The 14,321-nt window shown below is 72.0% G+C and carries 13 protein-coding genes; 11 read left to right on the forward strand and 2 right to left on the reverse strand.

Annotated elements, in window-relative coordinates; translation table 11 throughout:
- Positions 1–75: 75 nt before the first annotated feature.
- Positions 76–1,230 (reverse strand): MFS transporter, encoded by a 1,155-nt coding sequence (locus CHB94_RS13640; protein ID WP_254920636.1) that lies wholly within the window; start codon positions 1,228–1,230, stop codon positions 76–78.
- Positions 1,231–1,330: 100 nt separating this feature from the next.
- Here CHB94_RS13640 and CHB94_RS13645 point away from each other — a divergent pair, with 100 nt between their 5' ends.
- The 3 genes from CHB94_RS13645 to CHB94_RS13655 are packed head-to-tail and all read left to right on the forward strand — an operon-like array spanning position 1,331 to position 3,888.
- Complete coding sequence (locus CHB94_RS13645; protein WP_089337115.1) at positions 1,331–1,717, forward strand: DUF6394 family protein; 387 nt, start codon at positions 1,331–1,333, stop codon at positions 1,715–1,717.
- A 12-nt stretch (positions 1,718–1,729) separates the two neighbouring features.
- Positions 1,730–3,538, forward strand: coding sequence for a potassium channel family protein (locus CHB94_RS13650; protein WP_089337116.1), 1,809 nt, complete (start codon positions 1,730–1,732; stop codon positions 3,536–3,538).
- 56 nt (positions 3,539–3,594) lie between these two features.
- A complete protein-coding gene (locus CHB94_RS13655) occupies positions 3,595–3,888 on the forward strand; it encodes a hypothetical protein (protein WP_089337117.1) in 294 nt (97 codons plus the stop codon).
- Between the two features lie 43 nt (positions 3,889–3,931).
- Here CHB94_RS13655 and CHB94_RS24540 read toward each other — a convergent pair whose 3' ends face one another.
- Entirely contained in the window at positions 3,932–4,168 is a 237-nt protein-coding gene (locus CHB94_RS24540) for a hypothetical protein (protein WP_141137494.1), read from the reverse strand.
- Positions 4,169–4,446: 278 nt separating this feature from the next.
- Between CHB94_RS24540 and CHB94_RS13660 the strand changes: the two genes are divergently transcribed.
- From CHB94_RS13660 to CHB94_RS13695, 8 genes are all read left to right on the forward strand, one after another.
- Positions 4,447–4,965 carry a CarD family transcriptional regulator gene (locus CHB94_RS13660; RefSeq protein WP_089337118.1) on the forward strand — a complete coding sequence of 173 codons (519 nt, stop codon included), beginning with the start codon at positions 4,447–4,449 and terminating at the stop codon, positions 4,963–4,965.
- Between the two features lie 172 nt (positions 4,966–5,137).
- Positions 5,138–6,127 (forward strand): LysR family transcriptional regulator, encoded by a 990-nt coding sequence (locus CHB94_RS13665; RefSeq protein WP_089337119.1) that lies wholly within the window; start codon positions 5,138–5,140, stop codon positions 6,125–6,127.
- Between the two features lie 63 nt (positions 6,128–6,190).
- Positions 6,191–7,567 carry an MFS transporter gene (locus CHB94_RS13670; protein WP_089337120.1) on the forward strand — a complete coding sequence of 459 codons (1,377 nt, stop codon included), beginning with the start codon at positions 6,191–6,193 and terminating at the stop codon, positions 7,565–7,567.
- 1 nt (position 7,568) lies between these two features.
- Complete coding sequence (locus tag CHB94_RS13675) at positions 7,569–9,458, forward strand: FAD-dependent monooxygenase (RefSeq protein ID WP_089337121.1); 1,890 nt, start codon at positions 7,569–7,571, stop codon at positions 9,456–9,458.
- Positions 9,459–9,473: 15 nt separating this feature from the next.
- Complete coding sequence (locus CHB94_RS13680; RefSeq protein WP_089337122.1) at positions 9,474–10,688, forward strand: homogentisate 1,2-dioxygenase; 1,215 nt, start codon at positions 9,474–9,476, stop codon at positions 10,686–10,688.
- Positions 10,685–11,569 carry a hypothetical protein gene (locus CHB94_RS13685; RefSeq protein WP_089337123.1) on the forward strand — a complete coding sequence of 295 codons (885 nt, stop codon included), beginning with the start codon at positions 10,685–10,687 and terminating at the stop codon, positions 11,567–11,569. The genes CHB94_RS13680 and CHB94_RS13685 overlap by 4 nt, the downstream gene beginning before the upstream one ends.
- Positions 11,566–12,750: a fumarylacetoacetase gene (gene fahA, locus CHB94_RS13690; protein ID WP_089337124.1), complete on the forward strand. Its 1,185-nt coding sequence runs from the start codon at positions 11,566–11,568 to the stop codon at positions 12,748–12,750. Before CHB94_RS13685 ends, fahA begins: the two co-directional genes overlap by 4 nt.
- Positions 12,751–12,875: 125 nt before the next feature.
- Complete coding sequence (locus CHB94_RS13695; protein ID WP_089337125.1) at positions 12,876–13,370, forward strand: inorganic diphosphatase; 495 nt, start codon at positions 12,876–12,878, stop codon at positions 13,368–13,370.
- Positions 13,371–14,321 lie beyond the last annotated feature (951 nt).

The following is a 14,321-nucleotide window of genomic DNA, read 5'->3' on the forward strand; positions in this document are numbered from 1 at the left end:
CCCCGGTCCGGCACGCCGCGGCGCCTCCTCCCTCCGGGGAGGGGGCGCCGTCGCCGTTGGCGGGGCGTTCCCGGGCTAGAGCCGGCCGACGCGGGCCACCGGCAGCAGGCGCACGGCGAGCGCTCCGGTGAGTGCGGCGCCCACGGCCAGCGGCACGCTCGCCGACGTCGCCCGGGCCGCCACGGCCATCGCGAAGGGCGCGGCGAACCCGACGTAGGCGCACGCCAGGAACAGCGACGTCAGCGCGCCGAGTCGACCGGGTGCGGCCAGTCGGGCGGTGAGCGTGAGGCCGGCGGCGAGGCAGAGGCCGCCCCCGGCGCCCAGGAGGGGCGAGGCGACGACGAGCCAGGGCAGGACGCCGGTGGCCGCGAATGCGGCAGCGGCAGCGAACCCGACCGCGCCGAGCCCGGCACCGACGACCGCCGTCCACGCGCGGAACCGGCGCTGCAGACCGGCGACGACCGTGCCTGCGCCGAGGGTGACCCCGGCCAGGACGCCGGTGACCGCCACCCCGCCGTAGGGCAGCTCCACGAGCAGCGGGACGGCGTTGATGATCGTCGAGGGGAACGCGTAGACGCAGACGGCGACCGGTGCCAGGACGGTGACCACGAGCAGGCCGTCGCCCGCGCGGATCAGGGGCGCGTCGGGCGTGCGATCGGGACCGCGCCGGCTGGCGTGGAGCAGGTCGACGGTCTCGGGCAGCCGGGTGGCGAGGGTGAGGCCGACGGCGACCAGGGCCACGTGGATGAGATACGGCAGCACGGTGGGGGCCGGGGCGTACTGGCCGAGCAGGCCGCTGGTCAGCGGGCCGAGCGAGAAGCCCGCCGTCATGGCGAAGGCCGCGCGTCGTCCACCCGCTCCTTCCCCGGACGCGAGCGACAACTCCCCGACCCACGCGCTGCCCACGCTGAAGACGACGCCGCTGACGACCCCCTGGGCGAACCGGGCGAGGAACAGCAGCGCCAGGGAGTCGCCGGCCGCGGCGAAGGCCAGCGAGGCGATCGCGGAGAGCACGATGCCGGGGATGGCGACCCGTCGGCGGCCCAGCCGGTCCGACAGCGGGCCGGCGAGCAGCAGCGCGGGCACGAGCCCGGCGGCATAGACGCCGAACAGCGCAGTGAGGACCTCGGGGGAGAGGTCCAAGCGCTCCTGGTAGACGAGCAGCAGCGGTGTCGGGACGTTCGTGCCGGCGGCGACGGCGAACAAGGCGAACACTGCCCGCTTCCACATCACCGGCAGACCCTACGGACCAGGGGACATTTCGCTGCCCTGCGCCGCGTTTCGGATCGACAAGATCAGGGGAGGGCAGGGTCGGACAGCGGGAGGCCGCGTGAACCTGGAGAAGGTCGTCTTCGGTTTCTTCGTCGTGCTCGCTGCCACGCTCAACTTCGGGTTCTTCCTCGGCGACATCGACAACCCCGCCCTGCACAACCCCTACGAGCTGTTTGCGGCGGTCGTGGTCAACCTGATCGCGACCGTGCTGAAGTTCGGCGACCGCACGCAGATCGGCGCGGTACACCTGGCGACGAGCCTGGTGGCCGACCTCCAGCTCATCGGCGCCGCGCTGGTCTTCGGTTACGCGGAGTACGTCTCGACCGCGGGCATGAACCCGTCCTGGACGGCGAGCGTCGTGTCCCTCTCCGGCGGCGCGCTCCTGGCCAACATCGTCTCCATCGTGCTGCTGGTCGTGGAGACGGTCTCCTTCCACCGCGGCTGACCGGAGTCCGCCATGGGCAACCCCCTGCTCGCCTTCTGGGAGAACCTCTTCCGGCGGGACGACGACCAGCGGCGGATCCGCCGGGACACGTTCCGCGTCGCCGCGACGTCGGCGGCGCAGGCCTCGGCCACGATCTTCCTGATCCTGCGGCGGATGCGCGCCCCGCTCATCGTCCTCATCGTCATCTTCTCCGTGAGCGTGCTGGGGCTGACCGTGATCCCCGGCGAGGACGCGGAGGGCCGGCCGTGGGACATGGGCTTCTTCGATGCCTTCTACGTCATGAGCTACACCGCCACGACCATCGGCTTCGGTGAGATCCCGTATCCGTTCACCTACAACCAGCGGATGTGGGTGACCATCTCCATCTACCTGACGGTGGTCGGCTGGGCGTACGCGATCGGGTCCCTCCTGGCGTTGTTCCAGGACCGAGCATTCCGGTCCGCGCTGGCACTGCAGCACTTCAGCCGGAAGGTCGCCCGGTTGCGGGAGCCGTTCCTGCTGATCGCCGGGTACGGGCGCACGGGGGAGTTGCTCGCGCACTCGTTCGACCGGCTCGGCCGGCGGTTCGTCGTCCTGGACCTCTCCGACGAGCGCATCGACGGGCTGGAGCTCGCCTCGTACCGTGCCGACGTGCCCGGGCTGGCCGCCGATGCGCGCGACCCCGGGCACCTCGCGGTCGCCGGCCTCGGCCACACCTGCTGCGAGGCGGTCGTGGCGCTCACCGACGACGAGGAGGCCAACCTCGCGATCGTCATGGCCGCCGCCCTCCTGCGCCCCGAGCTGCCGGTCATCGCGCGGGTCACGTCGCGGACGATCGCCGAGCGGATGCAGGCGTTCGGCAGCCCCAGCACGGTGAATGCGTTCGACCGGTTCGGTGACCACCTGCGTCTCGCCCTCCGGGCGCCGTCGTCCTTCCAGTTGCTGACGTGGCTGGAGAGCGGCCCCGGTGCCGAGGTGCCGAGCCGGGGACTACCGCCGCGCAGCGGACGCTGGATCGTCTGCGGGTACGGCCGCTTGGGCCGGGAGGTGACCGCGGACCTGCGCGCGGAGGGCATGGACGTCACTGTCATCGAGGACCGCCCCGTGGACGTGGACGGCGCCGACCTGCTCGTGGGCGACGGCTCCGATCCATGGGTGATGGCGCAGGCGGACCTGGATCAGGCGGTCGGGCTGGTCGCCGGTACGGACAACGACACCACCAATCTGTCGCTCGTGGCCGCGGCTCGCCGCAGCAATCCGTCGCTGTTCCTGGCGGCACGGCAGAACCGGCCGGACAACGCCCCACTGTTCGCGGCGATGGAGGTCGACGCCCTGCTCGTCCCTACGGAGGTCGTCGCGCACGAGGTCTACGCGCAGCTGTCGACCCCGCTGCTGTGGCGGTTCCTGCGGGACATGCCCGCGCTCGGCGACGCGTGGGCGCGGGAGCTGGTCGACCGCCTCACCGGTGTGTGCGGCACCCACCTGCAGGAGTTGTGGAAGGTGCGGCTGACGCCGCAGGAGGCGCCCGCTCTCGATGGGTGGCTCGCCTCCGGGACGGCGCAACTCGGCACCCTCCTGCGCAACCCGGACGACCGGGACGACTCTCTGCACCTGGTGACGTTGCTCGTCCTCCGCGGCGGCGAGGCCACGCTCGCGCCGGGCGACGACTTCGTCCTGCGGCCCGGCGATGAGCTCCTCCTCGCCGGCTGGCCCGCCGCGCGGCGGGCACTGGCGATGATCCTCGTGGTGGACGGTGTCCTCGAGTACGTCGTGACCGGCCGTCGGGTGCCGTCCAGCTGGATCTGGCGCAGGCTGCGGCCGGCTGCGGAGGCGAACGGGTGATGTCGACGCGGCACCGCCCGGATGCAGATCGCGCCGTCCGGGCCTAGCCTGCAGGGATGCCGGGCAAGGACCTGCAGCAACTCGTGCGGCGACGGCTCTGGGAGTTGGCCCGCACGGCCGACGACGCCGCGCGCCTCGCCCGCTGGGTGGTCCCGCCGGAGACCCTCAAGCGCATGGCCCGCAGCGGGGGCACGAGCTTCATCACCGAGGGGCTGGCCGAGTTCCTGGCGCGGGCGCTCGAGGTGCCGGAGAACCGGGTGCGCCGGGCGGCCGGTCTGCCGCTGGTGCCGGACGACCGCGAGAGCATCACCACGCGGCCGCACCTGCGGCTGGTGGGAAAGAGCGACTAGCCCGCAGAAGCGTCAGCGGTCAAGCGCCACCGCGGGCCGTGCCTCACGTCGGCCAGCGCACCGCGAGCATCCGGCCGATGACCTCCGTCCAGGCGGCCCGCACCTCGTCCGACTGATCCCGGACCACGTTCGCCACGCTCGTGAGGGTGGGCTGCCCCTCGCTGACGATCGCTTCGAAACCGAGGCGGAAGAGGAGGTCCCGGATCCGGTCCAGGCCCACTCCCGCGTCGATCAAGGGACGGATGACCCAGTACCGCTGCTCCGGAGTAAGCGATCCCACCTACGACCTTCGCGCGCAACGACCCGTACGGATGCGAGGCCACGACGGCAACTGCGGCCCAGATCACAGGCGCTGCAGGGGCTGCCCCTCTGAGACAATGGAGGCACCGGTTCGCAGGGGATCCGCGCGCTCATCCGCATGACCGCGCCGACCTCTGCGCTCCCACAGGTGTCCCGGCACCGGCCCTCCGCGGTCGGGCTGGAGCGTGGGACGGCCATGCGTCCCGAACGAGGGCGCGGTCGAGCGCGGTGCGGAGCGCACAGCGAAGGTCGTACGACATGCAGTTCCCGAAGGGTCGGACGGTCATCCACCCCCAGCACGGCCCGGCCACCGTCGTCGAGGTGTTCTCCCGTTCGGTCAACGGCGCGAGCAGGGATTTCATCGGGCTCCAGGTGCACCGCAGCGACCTGCGCATCGGCGTCCCGGTCGACCGGGCCGACGACGTGGGGCTGCGCCCGGTCTCCGCTCCCGAGCAGGTCGAGGAACTGCTGGACGTCCTGCGGGGACCCACGGGCGAGCAGGAGGAGACCTGGTCACGGCGGTTCAAGGCCAACCAGGAGAAGCTCCGGCTCGGCGACCTCCTCGTGACCGCCGGCGTGGTCCGTGACCTCACCCGGCGCCAGGAGGAGCGCGCGCTCTCCCTGGGGGAGAAGGACCAGCTCAAGCATGCCCGTGTGCCGGTCCTCGCCGAGCTCGCGCTGGCCCTGTCGCTGGCCGACGAGGAGGCGGAGAGCCTGCTCGCCTCCGCCATCAACCGCGAACCGGTTGCCGTCCGGCCGGACCTCGTCGCCTCCTGACGCAGCCGACGGCCGGCGGAGCCCTCCGGCATCCCGCCGTGGGGGCGCGCCCGGTCGCGACGTCGAGCCGACCACCCGGGCGACCATGCGGGAATGGCGGAGGGGAAGCCGTGGCACTGGTCCAGCCGACTTCCGCGTCGGCGGTCGTGATCAGGGCAGTAGCGTCACTGGGGTGTCCAAGGCCGAGGGCGCCCCTGCCTTCACGATGAACCAGCTGGCTGCCTTCATCGCTGTTGCCGAGGCCGGAACGATCAGCGCCGCCGCCGAGAGGCTGCACGTGTCGCCGTCGGCCCTGTCGGCAGCCGTCACCGAGCTCGAGCGATCCCTGCAGAGCGAGCTGCTGCGACGGCGCAAGGCCAAGGGGGTCAGCCTCACCCCGACCGGAGAGGCGGTCCTCCCGCGGGCGAAGTTCCTCCTGCACCAGGCCTCCGAGCTGGAGGCCGATGCCCGCGGAGAGGAGCGGGGGGTGTCCGGGGTGGTCCGGATCGGCTGCTACCCGTCCCTGGCGCCCACGGCGCTGCCCGCCCTGATCAGTGACTTCACGCAGACCCATCCCGATGCGCGCCTCGAGGTGCACGAGAACACCCAGGACCAGCTCGGCAAGGGTCTCGAGACCGGCGAACTCGACCTGGCGATCATGTACGACCTGGACCTGGATCCCACCAGACAGTCGGCGGCCCTGGCGCATCTGCCGCCGCGCGTGGTCCTGCCCGGTGACCACCGGCTGGCAGGGAGCGAGGGCCCGGTCGACCTGGCGCACCTCAGGGACGATCCGATGGTCCTGCTCGACGCCCCGCCGAGCTCGGCCCACGCGTACTCCTGCTGCGCCCAGGCAGGCTTCACGCCCCGGGTGATCTACCGGGCCCGCACCTACGAGACAGCCCGATCCTTCGTGGGTCGCGGGTTCGGCTGGACCCTGCTGCTGCAGCGCCCCAGCGCCAACGTCACCTACGAGGGCCGGCCCGTGGTCGTCAAGGACATCTCCTCGCCGGTGCTGGCCCCGGTCGCCGTCGCCGTGGTCTGGCACCCCGACTCCCTCCTGAGCAGGGCATCCAGGACGTTCATCACCCATGCCGTGCGCATGGCGCGGAACGGCTCACTCGGTCTACCTCGACAGAACCGGGGAACCAGACCGGAAAGCTCTGCTTTTCCGACGAGGTGACCGCGGCCACTCTGTAACGGCGGCCACAGGGGCCGTCCCCCCACAGAGTGCGAGGTCATTCGCATGACTCATCCGACAACGCAGGAGCGAGCGCCGGCCGAGACGGGCGCGCGGCGAGCGGTCGCCAGCAGCTTCGTCGGCACGGCGATCGAGTGGTACGACTTCTTCATCTACGGCACCGCGGCCGCGCTGGTACTGGGACCGCAGTTCTTCCCGGCCACCTCCGACCTCGCCGCCACGCTCGCCGCCTTCGCCACGCTCGCCGTCGGCTTCATCGCACGGCCCTTCGGCAGCGCGATCATGGGCCACTTCGGGGACCGGATCGGCCGCAAGTCGATGCTCGTCGTCTCCCTGTCCATCATGGGCGCGGCGACCGTCGGCATCGGCCTGCTCCCCACCTACGACGCCATCGGGGCGTGGGCGCCGATCCTGCTGGTCGCACTTCGCTTCCTGCAGGGCATCGGTGTCGGGGGCGAGTGGGGCGGCGCGGTCCTCATGGCCACCGAGCACGCCCCGAAGGGCAAGGCCGGCCTCTACGGATCTGCTCCGCAGATGGGTGTTCCCGCCGGAGTCGTCCTCGCCAACGTCGTCTTCCTGGTCTGCACCCAGCTCATGACCGAGCAGCAGTTCCTGGCGTGGGGCTGGCGCGTCCCGTTCCTGCTGAGCTTCGTGCTCATCGGCGTCGCCCTGTGGATCCGCCTCGGCGTCCTGGAGAGCCCCGCGTTCCGGGCCGTGGCGCGCGAGGGGCGCATCGCGCGCATCCCGATCCTCGAGGTGCTCACGACCAGCTGGCGGACCGTCCTGCTGGCCGGCGGCACGTTCATCGCGACCAACGGCATCGCCTACGTCTTCATGGTCTACGTCCTGAGCTACGGCACCACGGAGCTCGGCTTCAGCCGCGGCACGATGCTGACGCTGCTCATCGCCTCCTGTCCTGTCTGGATGGTCGGCATGGCGCTGTCGGCCTACCTGTCCGACCTCGTCGGCCGGCGCCGGGTCTACGTCACGTCCGCCGTGGCGCTGCTGGTGGTCTCCGCGGTGTTCTTCACCCTCATCGACACCGCCTCGCTCCCGGTCATGCTCGTCGCGATGCTGGTCCTGGCCTTCGTCCTCGGGTCCACCGTCGGCCCGCAGTCGGCGCTGTTCGCGGAGATCTTCCCGGCCCACATCCGCTACACCGGCGCCTCGCTGGGCTACCAGGTCGGCGCCATCCTCGGCGGCGGCATCGCCCCCTTCATGGCGACGTGGCTGTACGCGCAGTACGGCACCACGGTCGCCATCTCGGCCTACTTCGTGGCGGTGAGCCTGGTCAGCCTGACCTGCACCTTCGTACTGCTGCGCCGACCGCACGACGCGGATATCCCCGCGCCGGCCGCCACCGTGGCGCCCGTCGAGGCCGCGCCGGTCGCGCCGGCCGTGGTCCCCGGGGCGGTGCGCTGACATGACGACCGCGACCTACTACGTGCCCCGGACCTACGCGCCCGCGGACGTGCCGTCGATGACCGAGTCGGACGCGCCACTGCCCGTCGTCGTGGCGGGCGCCGGCCCGGTCGGCATGGCCGTGGCGCTCGGACTGGCGCAGCGCGGCATCGCGGTGACCGTGCTGGAGGCGGCCACCCAGGTCTCCTTCGGCAGCCGGGCCATCTGCGTCTCCCGGCACAGCCTCGAGGTGGCCGACCGGCTCGGCTTCGGCGAGGAGCTCTCGCGGCGGGCGCTGCCCTGGGCCGGCGGTCGCAGCTTCTACCGCGACACGGAGGTGCTGCGGTTCCTCATGCCGAACGAGCCGCACGCCGTCCGGGCGCCGATGGTGAACGTCTCGCAGTCCGAGCTCGAGCAGATCATGGCCGACGCGCTCACCGCGCACCCGCTCGTCACCCTGCACTGGGGTGCGAGCGTCGCGCGGTACACCACCCACGCCGACGGTGTCGACCTCGAGGTCGACACCGCCGGGGGCGCCCGGCACCTGCGGGCCCGCTGGGTCGTCGCGGCCGACGGCGGTCGCAGCCGGATGCGGGAACTGACCGGCGTCAAACTGCAGGGAACGAGCTACGAGGGCCGGTACGTCATCGCCGACATCCACTGGGAGTCCGACCTGCCCACCGAGCGGCGGGTCTGGTTCGATCCGCCCAGCAACCCCGGCTCGACGGTGATCATGCACCGCCAGCCGGGCGACATCTGGCGCATCGACTACCAGCTCGATCCCTCCGAGGACGCGGAGGCGGAGACCCAGGAGGACCGCATCCGGGCCCGCATCGCCGGCCACTTGGCCTGGCTGGGCGACGACCGTCCCTGGTCGCTGGAGTGGTACGGCTTCTACAAGGCGCACGCTCTGGCCCTGGAGAGCTTCGTCCACGACCGCGTGATCTTCGCGGGGGACGCGGCTCACCTGGTCCCGATCTTCGGGGTGCGCGGACTCAACTCCGGCATGGAGGACGCCGAGACCCTCGCGTGGATGCTCGCGGCGGTGATCGGCGGCGCGGCCGGCCCCGGACTCCTGGACGCCTACGCGGTCGAACGGCACCACGCCTGGGAGCAGAACGTGGCCAGCGCCGGCAAGTCGACGCTGATCATGACGCCGGGCAGTCACGGACACCGGACCACCCGCGACGCCCTGCTCGCGCTGGCCACCGTCCGGCCCGAGTTCAGCCACCTCATCGACCCGCGGCAGAGCAGCGCCACCCACGCCCGCCGTTCACCCTTGACCGTCGCCGCCCCGGCCGGCACCGGCGGGATCCTGCCCGGCGACCCGGTGGAGGACCACCGGGTCCGTCTGGCGGACGGCAAGCAGACCTCCCTCAACGAGATCCGTGGGCCGGGCTTCGCCGTCTTCGGCGTGGGGCTGGACGTGGCCGCGGTCGAGCTCGCCGTCCGGCTGAGGCAGGACCTGGCCGCGGCTCTCCCGGCGGAGCAGGTGACCCTGGCGCTGGTCGGCGGCGCGGACGATCGGCATCCGTTCGTCCCCGTCGTGGACGACCGGTCCGGAGACCTGAGCCGGGCCTGGGAGGCTCGGGCCGGCGAGGTGTTCGTCGTCCGCCCCGACGGGCTGCTGCTGGCCCGCGGACGGGCCGAGGAGCTGACGGGCCTGCCGGCGCGCGTGCTGGCCGGCGGTGCCGGGGGCCCCCTCGCCGACGACACCGGCCGGGGACACTCCGTGCTGCCGCCCGAGCAGGCCCGGCGGGAGGCGTCCTGGCTCGCGCTCTCGGAGGGCATCGACACCGTGCCGGAGGACGACCGCGAGGGGTTCCTCACCCGACTGGCCCTGCTGCTCGGCGACCAGGTCGGCACCACCGAGTTCCTCGCCGCCGTCTCGACCGCCGCGACCACCCGCTGAAGAAGGAGACCCCAGATGGCTCACTACCGGTCGGCCGGCTCCGTGCCGCCCAAGCGACACACCCAGCACCGCACCCCCGAGGGCGGCCTGTACTACGAGGAGCTGATGGGGGAGGAGGGCTTCTCCTCCGACTCCTCCCTGCTCTACCACGTCAGCATCCCGTCGGCCGTGGTCGACGTGCGCGTCTGGGACCTCCCGGACCTGACGCTCACACCGAACCATCCGCTGGCCCCGCGGCACTTCTCCACGCACGACCTCTTCGACGGTCAGAGCTCCGGGGTGGACGCGGTCACCGGGCGCCGGCTGCTGCTCGGCAACGCCGACGTGCGGCTGTCCTACGTGGTCGCCGACGCGCCCAGTCCGCTGTACCGCAACGCGATCGGTGACGAGTGCCTCTACGTCGAGTCCGGCCGGGCGGACGTCGAGACGCTGTTCGGGGACCTTTCGGTCGGCGAGGGCGACTACGTGATCGTCCCGCGGGCCACCACCTACCGCGTGCTGCCCTCCGGCGGGCCGGTGCGGATCTACGCGATCGAGGCCAACTCGCACATCGGGCCGCCCAAGCGCTTCCTGTCCAAGTACGGCCAGTTCCTCGAGCACGCCCCCTACTGCGAGCGGGACCTGCGTGGGCCGGGGGAGCCGCGCGTCGTCGACGGCGAGGACGTCGACGTCTACATCAAGCACCGCGGACCCGGGCCGGGCGGCATCGCCGGAACGGTGCACACCTACCCCCAGCACCCGTTCGACGTCGTCGGCTGGGACGGCTGCCTCTACCCGTACGTCTTCAACATCGCCGACTACGAGCCGATCACCGGCCGCGTGCACCAGCCGCCGCCGGCGCACCAGGTGTTCGAGGCGCAGAACTTCGTCATCTGCAACTTCGTGCCGCGCAAGGTCGACTACCACCCGCTGGCGATCCCGGTGCCCTACTACCACTCCAACGTCGACTCCGACGAGGTGATGTTCTACTGCGGCGGCGACTACGAGGCCCGCAAGGGCTCGGGCATCGGCCAGGGTTCGATCAGCCTGCACCCGGGCGGCCATCCGCACGGGCCGCAGCCGGGCGCGGTGGAGCGCTCGATCGGTGCGGAGTTCTTCGACGAGCTCGCCGTCATGGTCGACACCTTCCGGCCGCTCGAGCTGGGTGAGGCCGCGCGGGCCACGGACGACGGCCGGTACGCCTACAGCTGGTCCGGCCGCCGCCTCGAGCGCGCGGAGCAGCCGCGGTGACCGCCGGGACCGCTCTCGACGTCCCCCCGCTGCTCCGCGGTCTCTGCGACGACGCGGCGATCTTCCCGCCCGGCAACCTGCCGCTGGACCGGGCCGTCCCGGCCCACCGGGAGCACCGCGCTGCCGGCCACGCCGGTCTCGTGGGCGCGTTCGTCCTCGACGCCGATCGGCTTCCGCAGCTGGCCGGGCTGGTGGCCGGCCGGCCCGGCGGGAGCCTCGATGTCGCGCTCACGGTGGCCGACCCCGCGTCTGCGGCCGCGGCGCTGTCGGTCGCCGAGGGGATCGCCGCCGTCCGGGTCGTGGGGCTGGAGGTCGCCGTCCCCGCCGGCCTCGCCGTCGGCGAGGTCGTGCCGGTCCTCGACGCGGCCGTCGACGGACGCCGCGGGGTCACCGTGTTCGTCGAGCTGCCGCGGGACGAGCGCCGCCCCGACCTGGTCCGCGCGCTCGCCGGCACGGGTCTGCTCGCGAAGCTGCGCACCGGCGGGGTCCGCGCGGAGCTGTACCCCGGTGAGGAGGAGCTGGCCCGGGCCGTCGTCGCCACCGCGCGGGCGGGCCTGCCGTTCAAGGCGACGGCCGGCCTGCACCACGCCCTCCGCAACACCGACCCGCGGACCGGCTTCGAGCAGCACGGCTTCCTCAACGTGCTGACCGCGGTGGACGCCGCCCTGTCCGGAGCCGACGTGGACGACGTCGAGCAGCTGCTGGCCGAACGGGACCCCGACGTCGTGACCGGACGGATCCGCGCCGCGGCTGGGCGGGCGCCCCGTGTGCGCGAGCAGTTCCGCTCCTTCGGGACCTGCAGCATCGCCGAGCCGCGGGACGAGCTCGTCGCCCTCGGCCTGCTGGACAGCGCCGACCCCACGAACGGAGACCCTCGATGACCACCGTGACCGTCCCGGACGACTCGCTGTTCGGGGTGCACAACCTGCCCTACGGCGTCTACTCCGTCGCGGGCTCGCCACCCCGGGTCGCCACCCGCCTCGGCGACACCGTGATCGATCTCGCCGTCCTGCTGGCTGACGACGTGTTCGCCGCCCCGTCGCTGAACGGCTTCATGGCCCAGGGGTACGACCGGTGGGTCGCCGTCCGACGGGAGATCGCCGAGCGCGTGACCGGCGACCTCCCGGACGAGGCGCTGCACGACCTCGCCGACGTCACGCTGCACCTTCCGGTCGAGGTGGCCGACTACGTCGACTTCTACGCGTCCGAGCACCACGCGGCCAACCTCGGCCGGCTCTTCCGGCCGGACAACCCCGATCCGCTGATGCCCAACTGGAAGCACCTGCCGGTCGGCTACCACGGGCGTGCGGCCTCGATCGTCGTCTCGGGCACCGACATCGTGCGGCCGTGCGGCCAGCGCAAGGGCAAGGACGACCCGGCCCCGGTGTTCGGGCCCTCGGTGCGGCTGGACATCGAGGCGGAGCTCGGCTTCGTCGTCGGCACCGGGTCGGCGATGGGGGAGACCGTGCCGGTCGAGGAGGCCGAACGGCACATCTTCGGGGTCGTGCTGTTCAACGACTGGTCTGCCCGCGACATCCAGGCCTGGGAGTACGTGCCCCTGGGCCCCAACCTCGGGAAGTCCTTCGCGTCCACCATCTCGCCGTGGGTCGTGCCGCTGCTGGCGCTGGAGCCGGCCAAGGTGCCCACCCCCGTCCAGGACCCGGAGCCCCTGCCCTACCTCGCGATGGAGCGTCCGTGGGGGCTGGACGTCGACCTGTCGGTGCAGTGGAACGGTCACGAGGTCAGCCGCCCGCCCTACCGGGAGATGTACTGGTCGCCGGCCCAGATGCTGGCGCATTTGACCGTGAACGGCGCCCCGTCGCGCACCGGGGACGTCTTCGCCTCGGGCACGATCTCGGGTCCGGACAAGGACACCCGGGGCGCGTTCATCGAGCTCACCTGGGGCGGTGCCGACCCGGTGTCCGTCGGCGGCGAGCAGCGCACCTTCCTCGAGGACGGCGACGAGGTGACCCTCTCCGCATCGGCCCCCGGGCCGGGTGGCACCAGGCTCGGCTTCGGCGAGGCCCGCGGACGGATCCTGCCCGCGCGGAAAATCTCCTGACACCGCTGACCGGCCCGACCGGGAGGCGATGACGTGGACGTCCGAGCGGGGTGCCGACAACCCAGGAGCGAGGCGCCCCCGAAGTCGCTGGGGCGAGCAGGGAGGTCTGTGGGTAGGGCTCGAGGGTGATCGAGTCGGATCAGGTGGACGTGGTCATCGAGAGTCCTCGCGGCAGCCGCAACAAGTACGAGTTCGATGAGGAACGCGGCGTCATGCGGCTCGACCGGCGCATCGTGGGCGCAGTGACCTTTCCTGCCGACTACGGATTCGTCCCGGGGACGGTAGGGGAGGACGGGGAGCCGCTGGACGCCCTGGTTCTTCTCGACGAGCCGACCTATCCCGGCATCTGGGTGGTGGCCCGAGTCGTCGGGGTGTCGTGGATCGGTACCCGCACCGGACGCGAGGCGAAGCTGCTGTGCGTCCCTGTCGGTGACCCCGCCTACGAAGACGTCCACGACCTCCCTGACCTTCCCCGCCATGTCGTTCAGGAGATCGGGCAGTTCTTCGACGTCTACAAGCAGCTCGACGACGGCACGACGACGACCGACGAAGGCCAGGACGGGCGCGATGTCGCCATCCGGGTTCTCGCCGAAGCCCGCACCCGGTATCCCGGGACCTGATCTCCGCGGAACAGCGGCGGCGGAGTCTTCCCGGTGGGTGCTGGGCTCCATCGGGTGGCGCGGCGCCTGGCCGCGACCGCCGGCACGGGGCACGCCTGGTCATCCATCAGGGCCGCTCCGGCCCCACGGCGTGGGAACTGGCTGTGACAGTCGGGTATGTCCGCGGGCGGCGAGCAGATTGACGTTCACACGGCCTTCGGGCCGGGTGAACCGTGGGTGCGTGATGGTTCTGCCGGTCAGCACCCGCTCGGCGCGGACGGTGGCCCCCCTGGTGCCGCTCCTCGGCAGCTGTCCTGCTCGGCCACGGCCGTCCGCGTACGCAAGTGGAGAGCACGGGGGGCTCGAGGGTCCCTACACAGGACAGCGGCGACACCGCTCGGGTGTCGCCGCTGGTCAGGATCGTGCGTGGTGCGCCATCAGGGACTCGAACCCCGAACCCGCTGATTAGAAGTCGCGTGAGTTGATCACTCCTGGATCTTGTGGAGAAGTGTTGTAAACGGGCAGGTCAAGGCATGCATCGATTGATGGCCAAGGTCGAAGATCGTCGGTGGATGCCGGGCGTTTCTGATGAGTAAACGGTGACTAACCGATGGCCGACGTCCGTATGCTGTGGCCCCCGAACGTCGCTCTCCGGCGCGACCGTGACTCCGAGCGGGGGCCTCGTGGCAAGACCCGCATCTGGAACTCGGCACCCACGGGCGCGTCCGGATCTACCCGGACCCCGGCCGGATACCGCGCCGTGTGCCGCTACCGGGACTGGGACGGAGTCACGCGCCTGGTCCAGCGGCAGGCCAAGACCAAGGGCGCGGCTGAGCGCGCCCTCGCCCGGGCTGCGAGACCGGGGGCGATCGGGGAGGGACCACGCGATCACGCCCGACACCAAGATGGCCGTGCTCGCGGAGAAGTGGTTCAGCGAACTCGAGGGCAGAAGTCCGTCGACCATGCAGGCAT

This window comes from Blastococcus mobilis (genome assembly GCF_900188025.1).
GTDB lineage: Bacteria > Actinomycetota > Actinomycetes > Mycobacteriales > Geodermatophilaceae > Blastococcus_B > Blastococcus_B mobilis.

Excerpts from the sequence above, each read along its gene's own strand:
- CHB94_RS13650 (WP_089337116.1), top strand. The coding sequence starts at position 1,730 with ATGGGCAACCCCCTGCTCGCCTTCTGGGAGAACCTCTTCCGGCGGGAC.
- CHB94_RS13655 (WP_089337117.1), top strand. The coding sequence starts at position 3,595 with ATGCCGGGCAAGGACCTGCAGCAACTCGTGCGGCGACGGCTCTGGGAG.
- CHB94_RS13675 (WP_089337121.1), top strand. The coding sequence starts at position 7,569 with ATGACGACCGCGACCTACTACGTGCCCCGGACCTACGCGCCCGCGGAC.
- CHB94_RS13640 (WP_254920636.1), bottom strand. The coding sequence starts at position 1,230 with ATGTGGAAGCGGGCAGTGTTCGCCTTGTTCGCCGTCGCCGCCGGCACG.
- CHB94_RS13670 (WP_089337120.1), top strand. The coding sequence starts at position 6,191 with ATGACTCATCCGACAACGCAGGAGCGAGCGCCGGCCGAGACGGGCGCG.
- CHB94_RS13660 (WP_089337118.1), top strand. The coding sequence starts at position 4,447 with ATGCAGTTCCCGAAGGGTCGGACGGTCATCCACCCCCAGCACGGCCCG.
- CHB94_RS13680 (WP_089337122.1), top strand. The coding sequence starts at position 9,474 with ATGGCTCACTACCGGTCGGCCGGCTCCGTGCCGCCCAAGCGACACACC.
- fahA (WP_089337124.1), top strand. The coding sequence starts at position 11,566 with ATGACCACCGTGACCGTCCCGGACGACTCGCTGTTCGGGGTGCACAAC.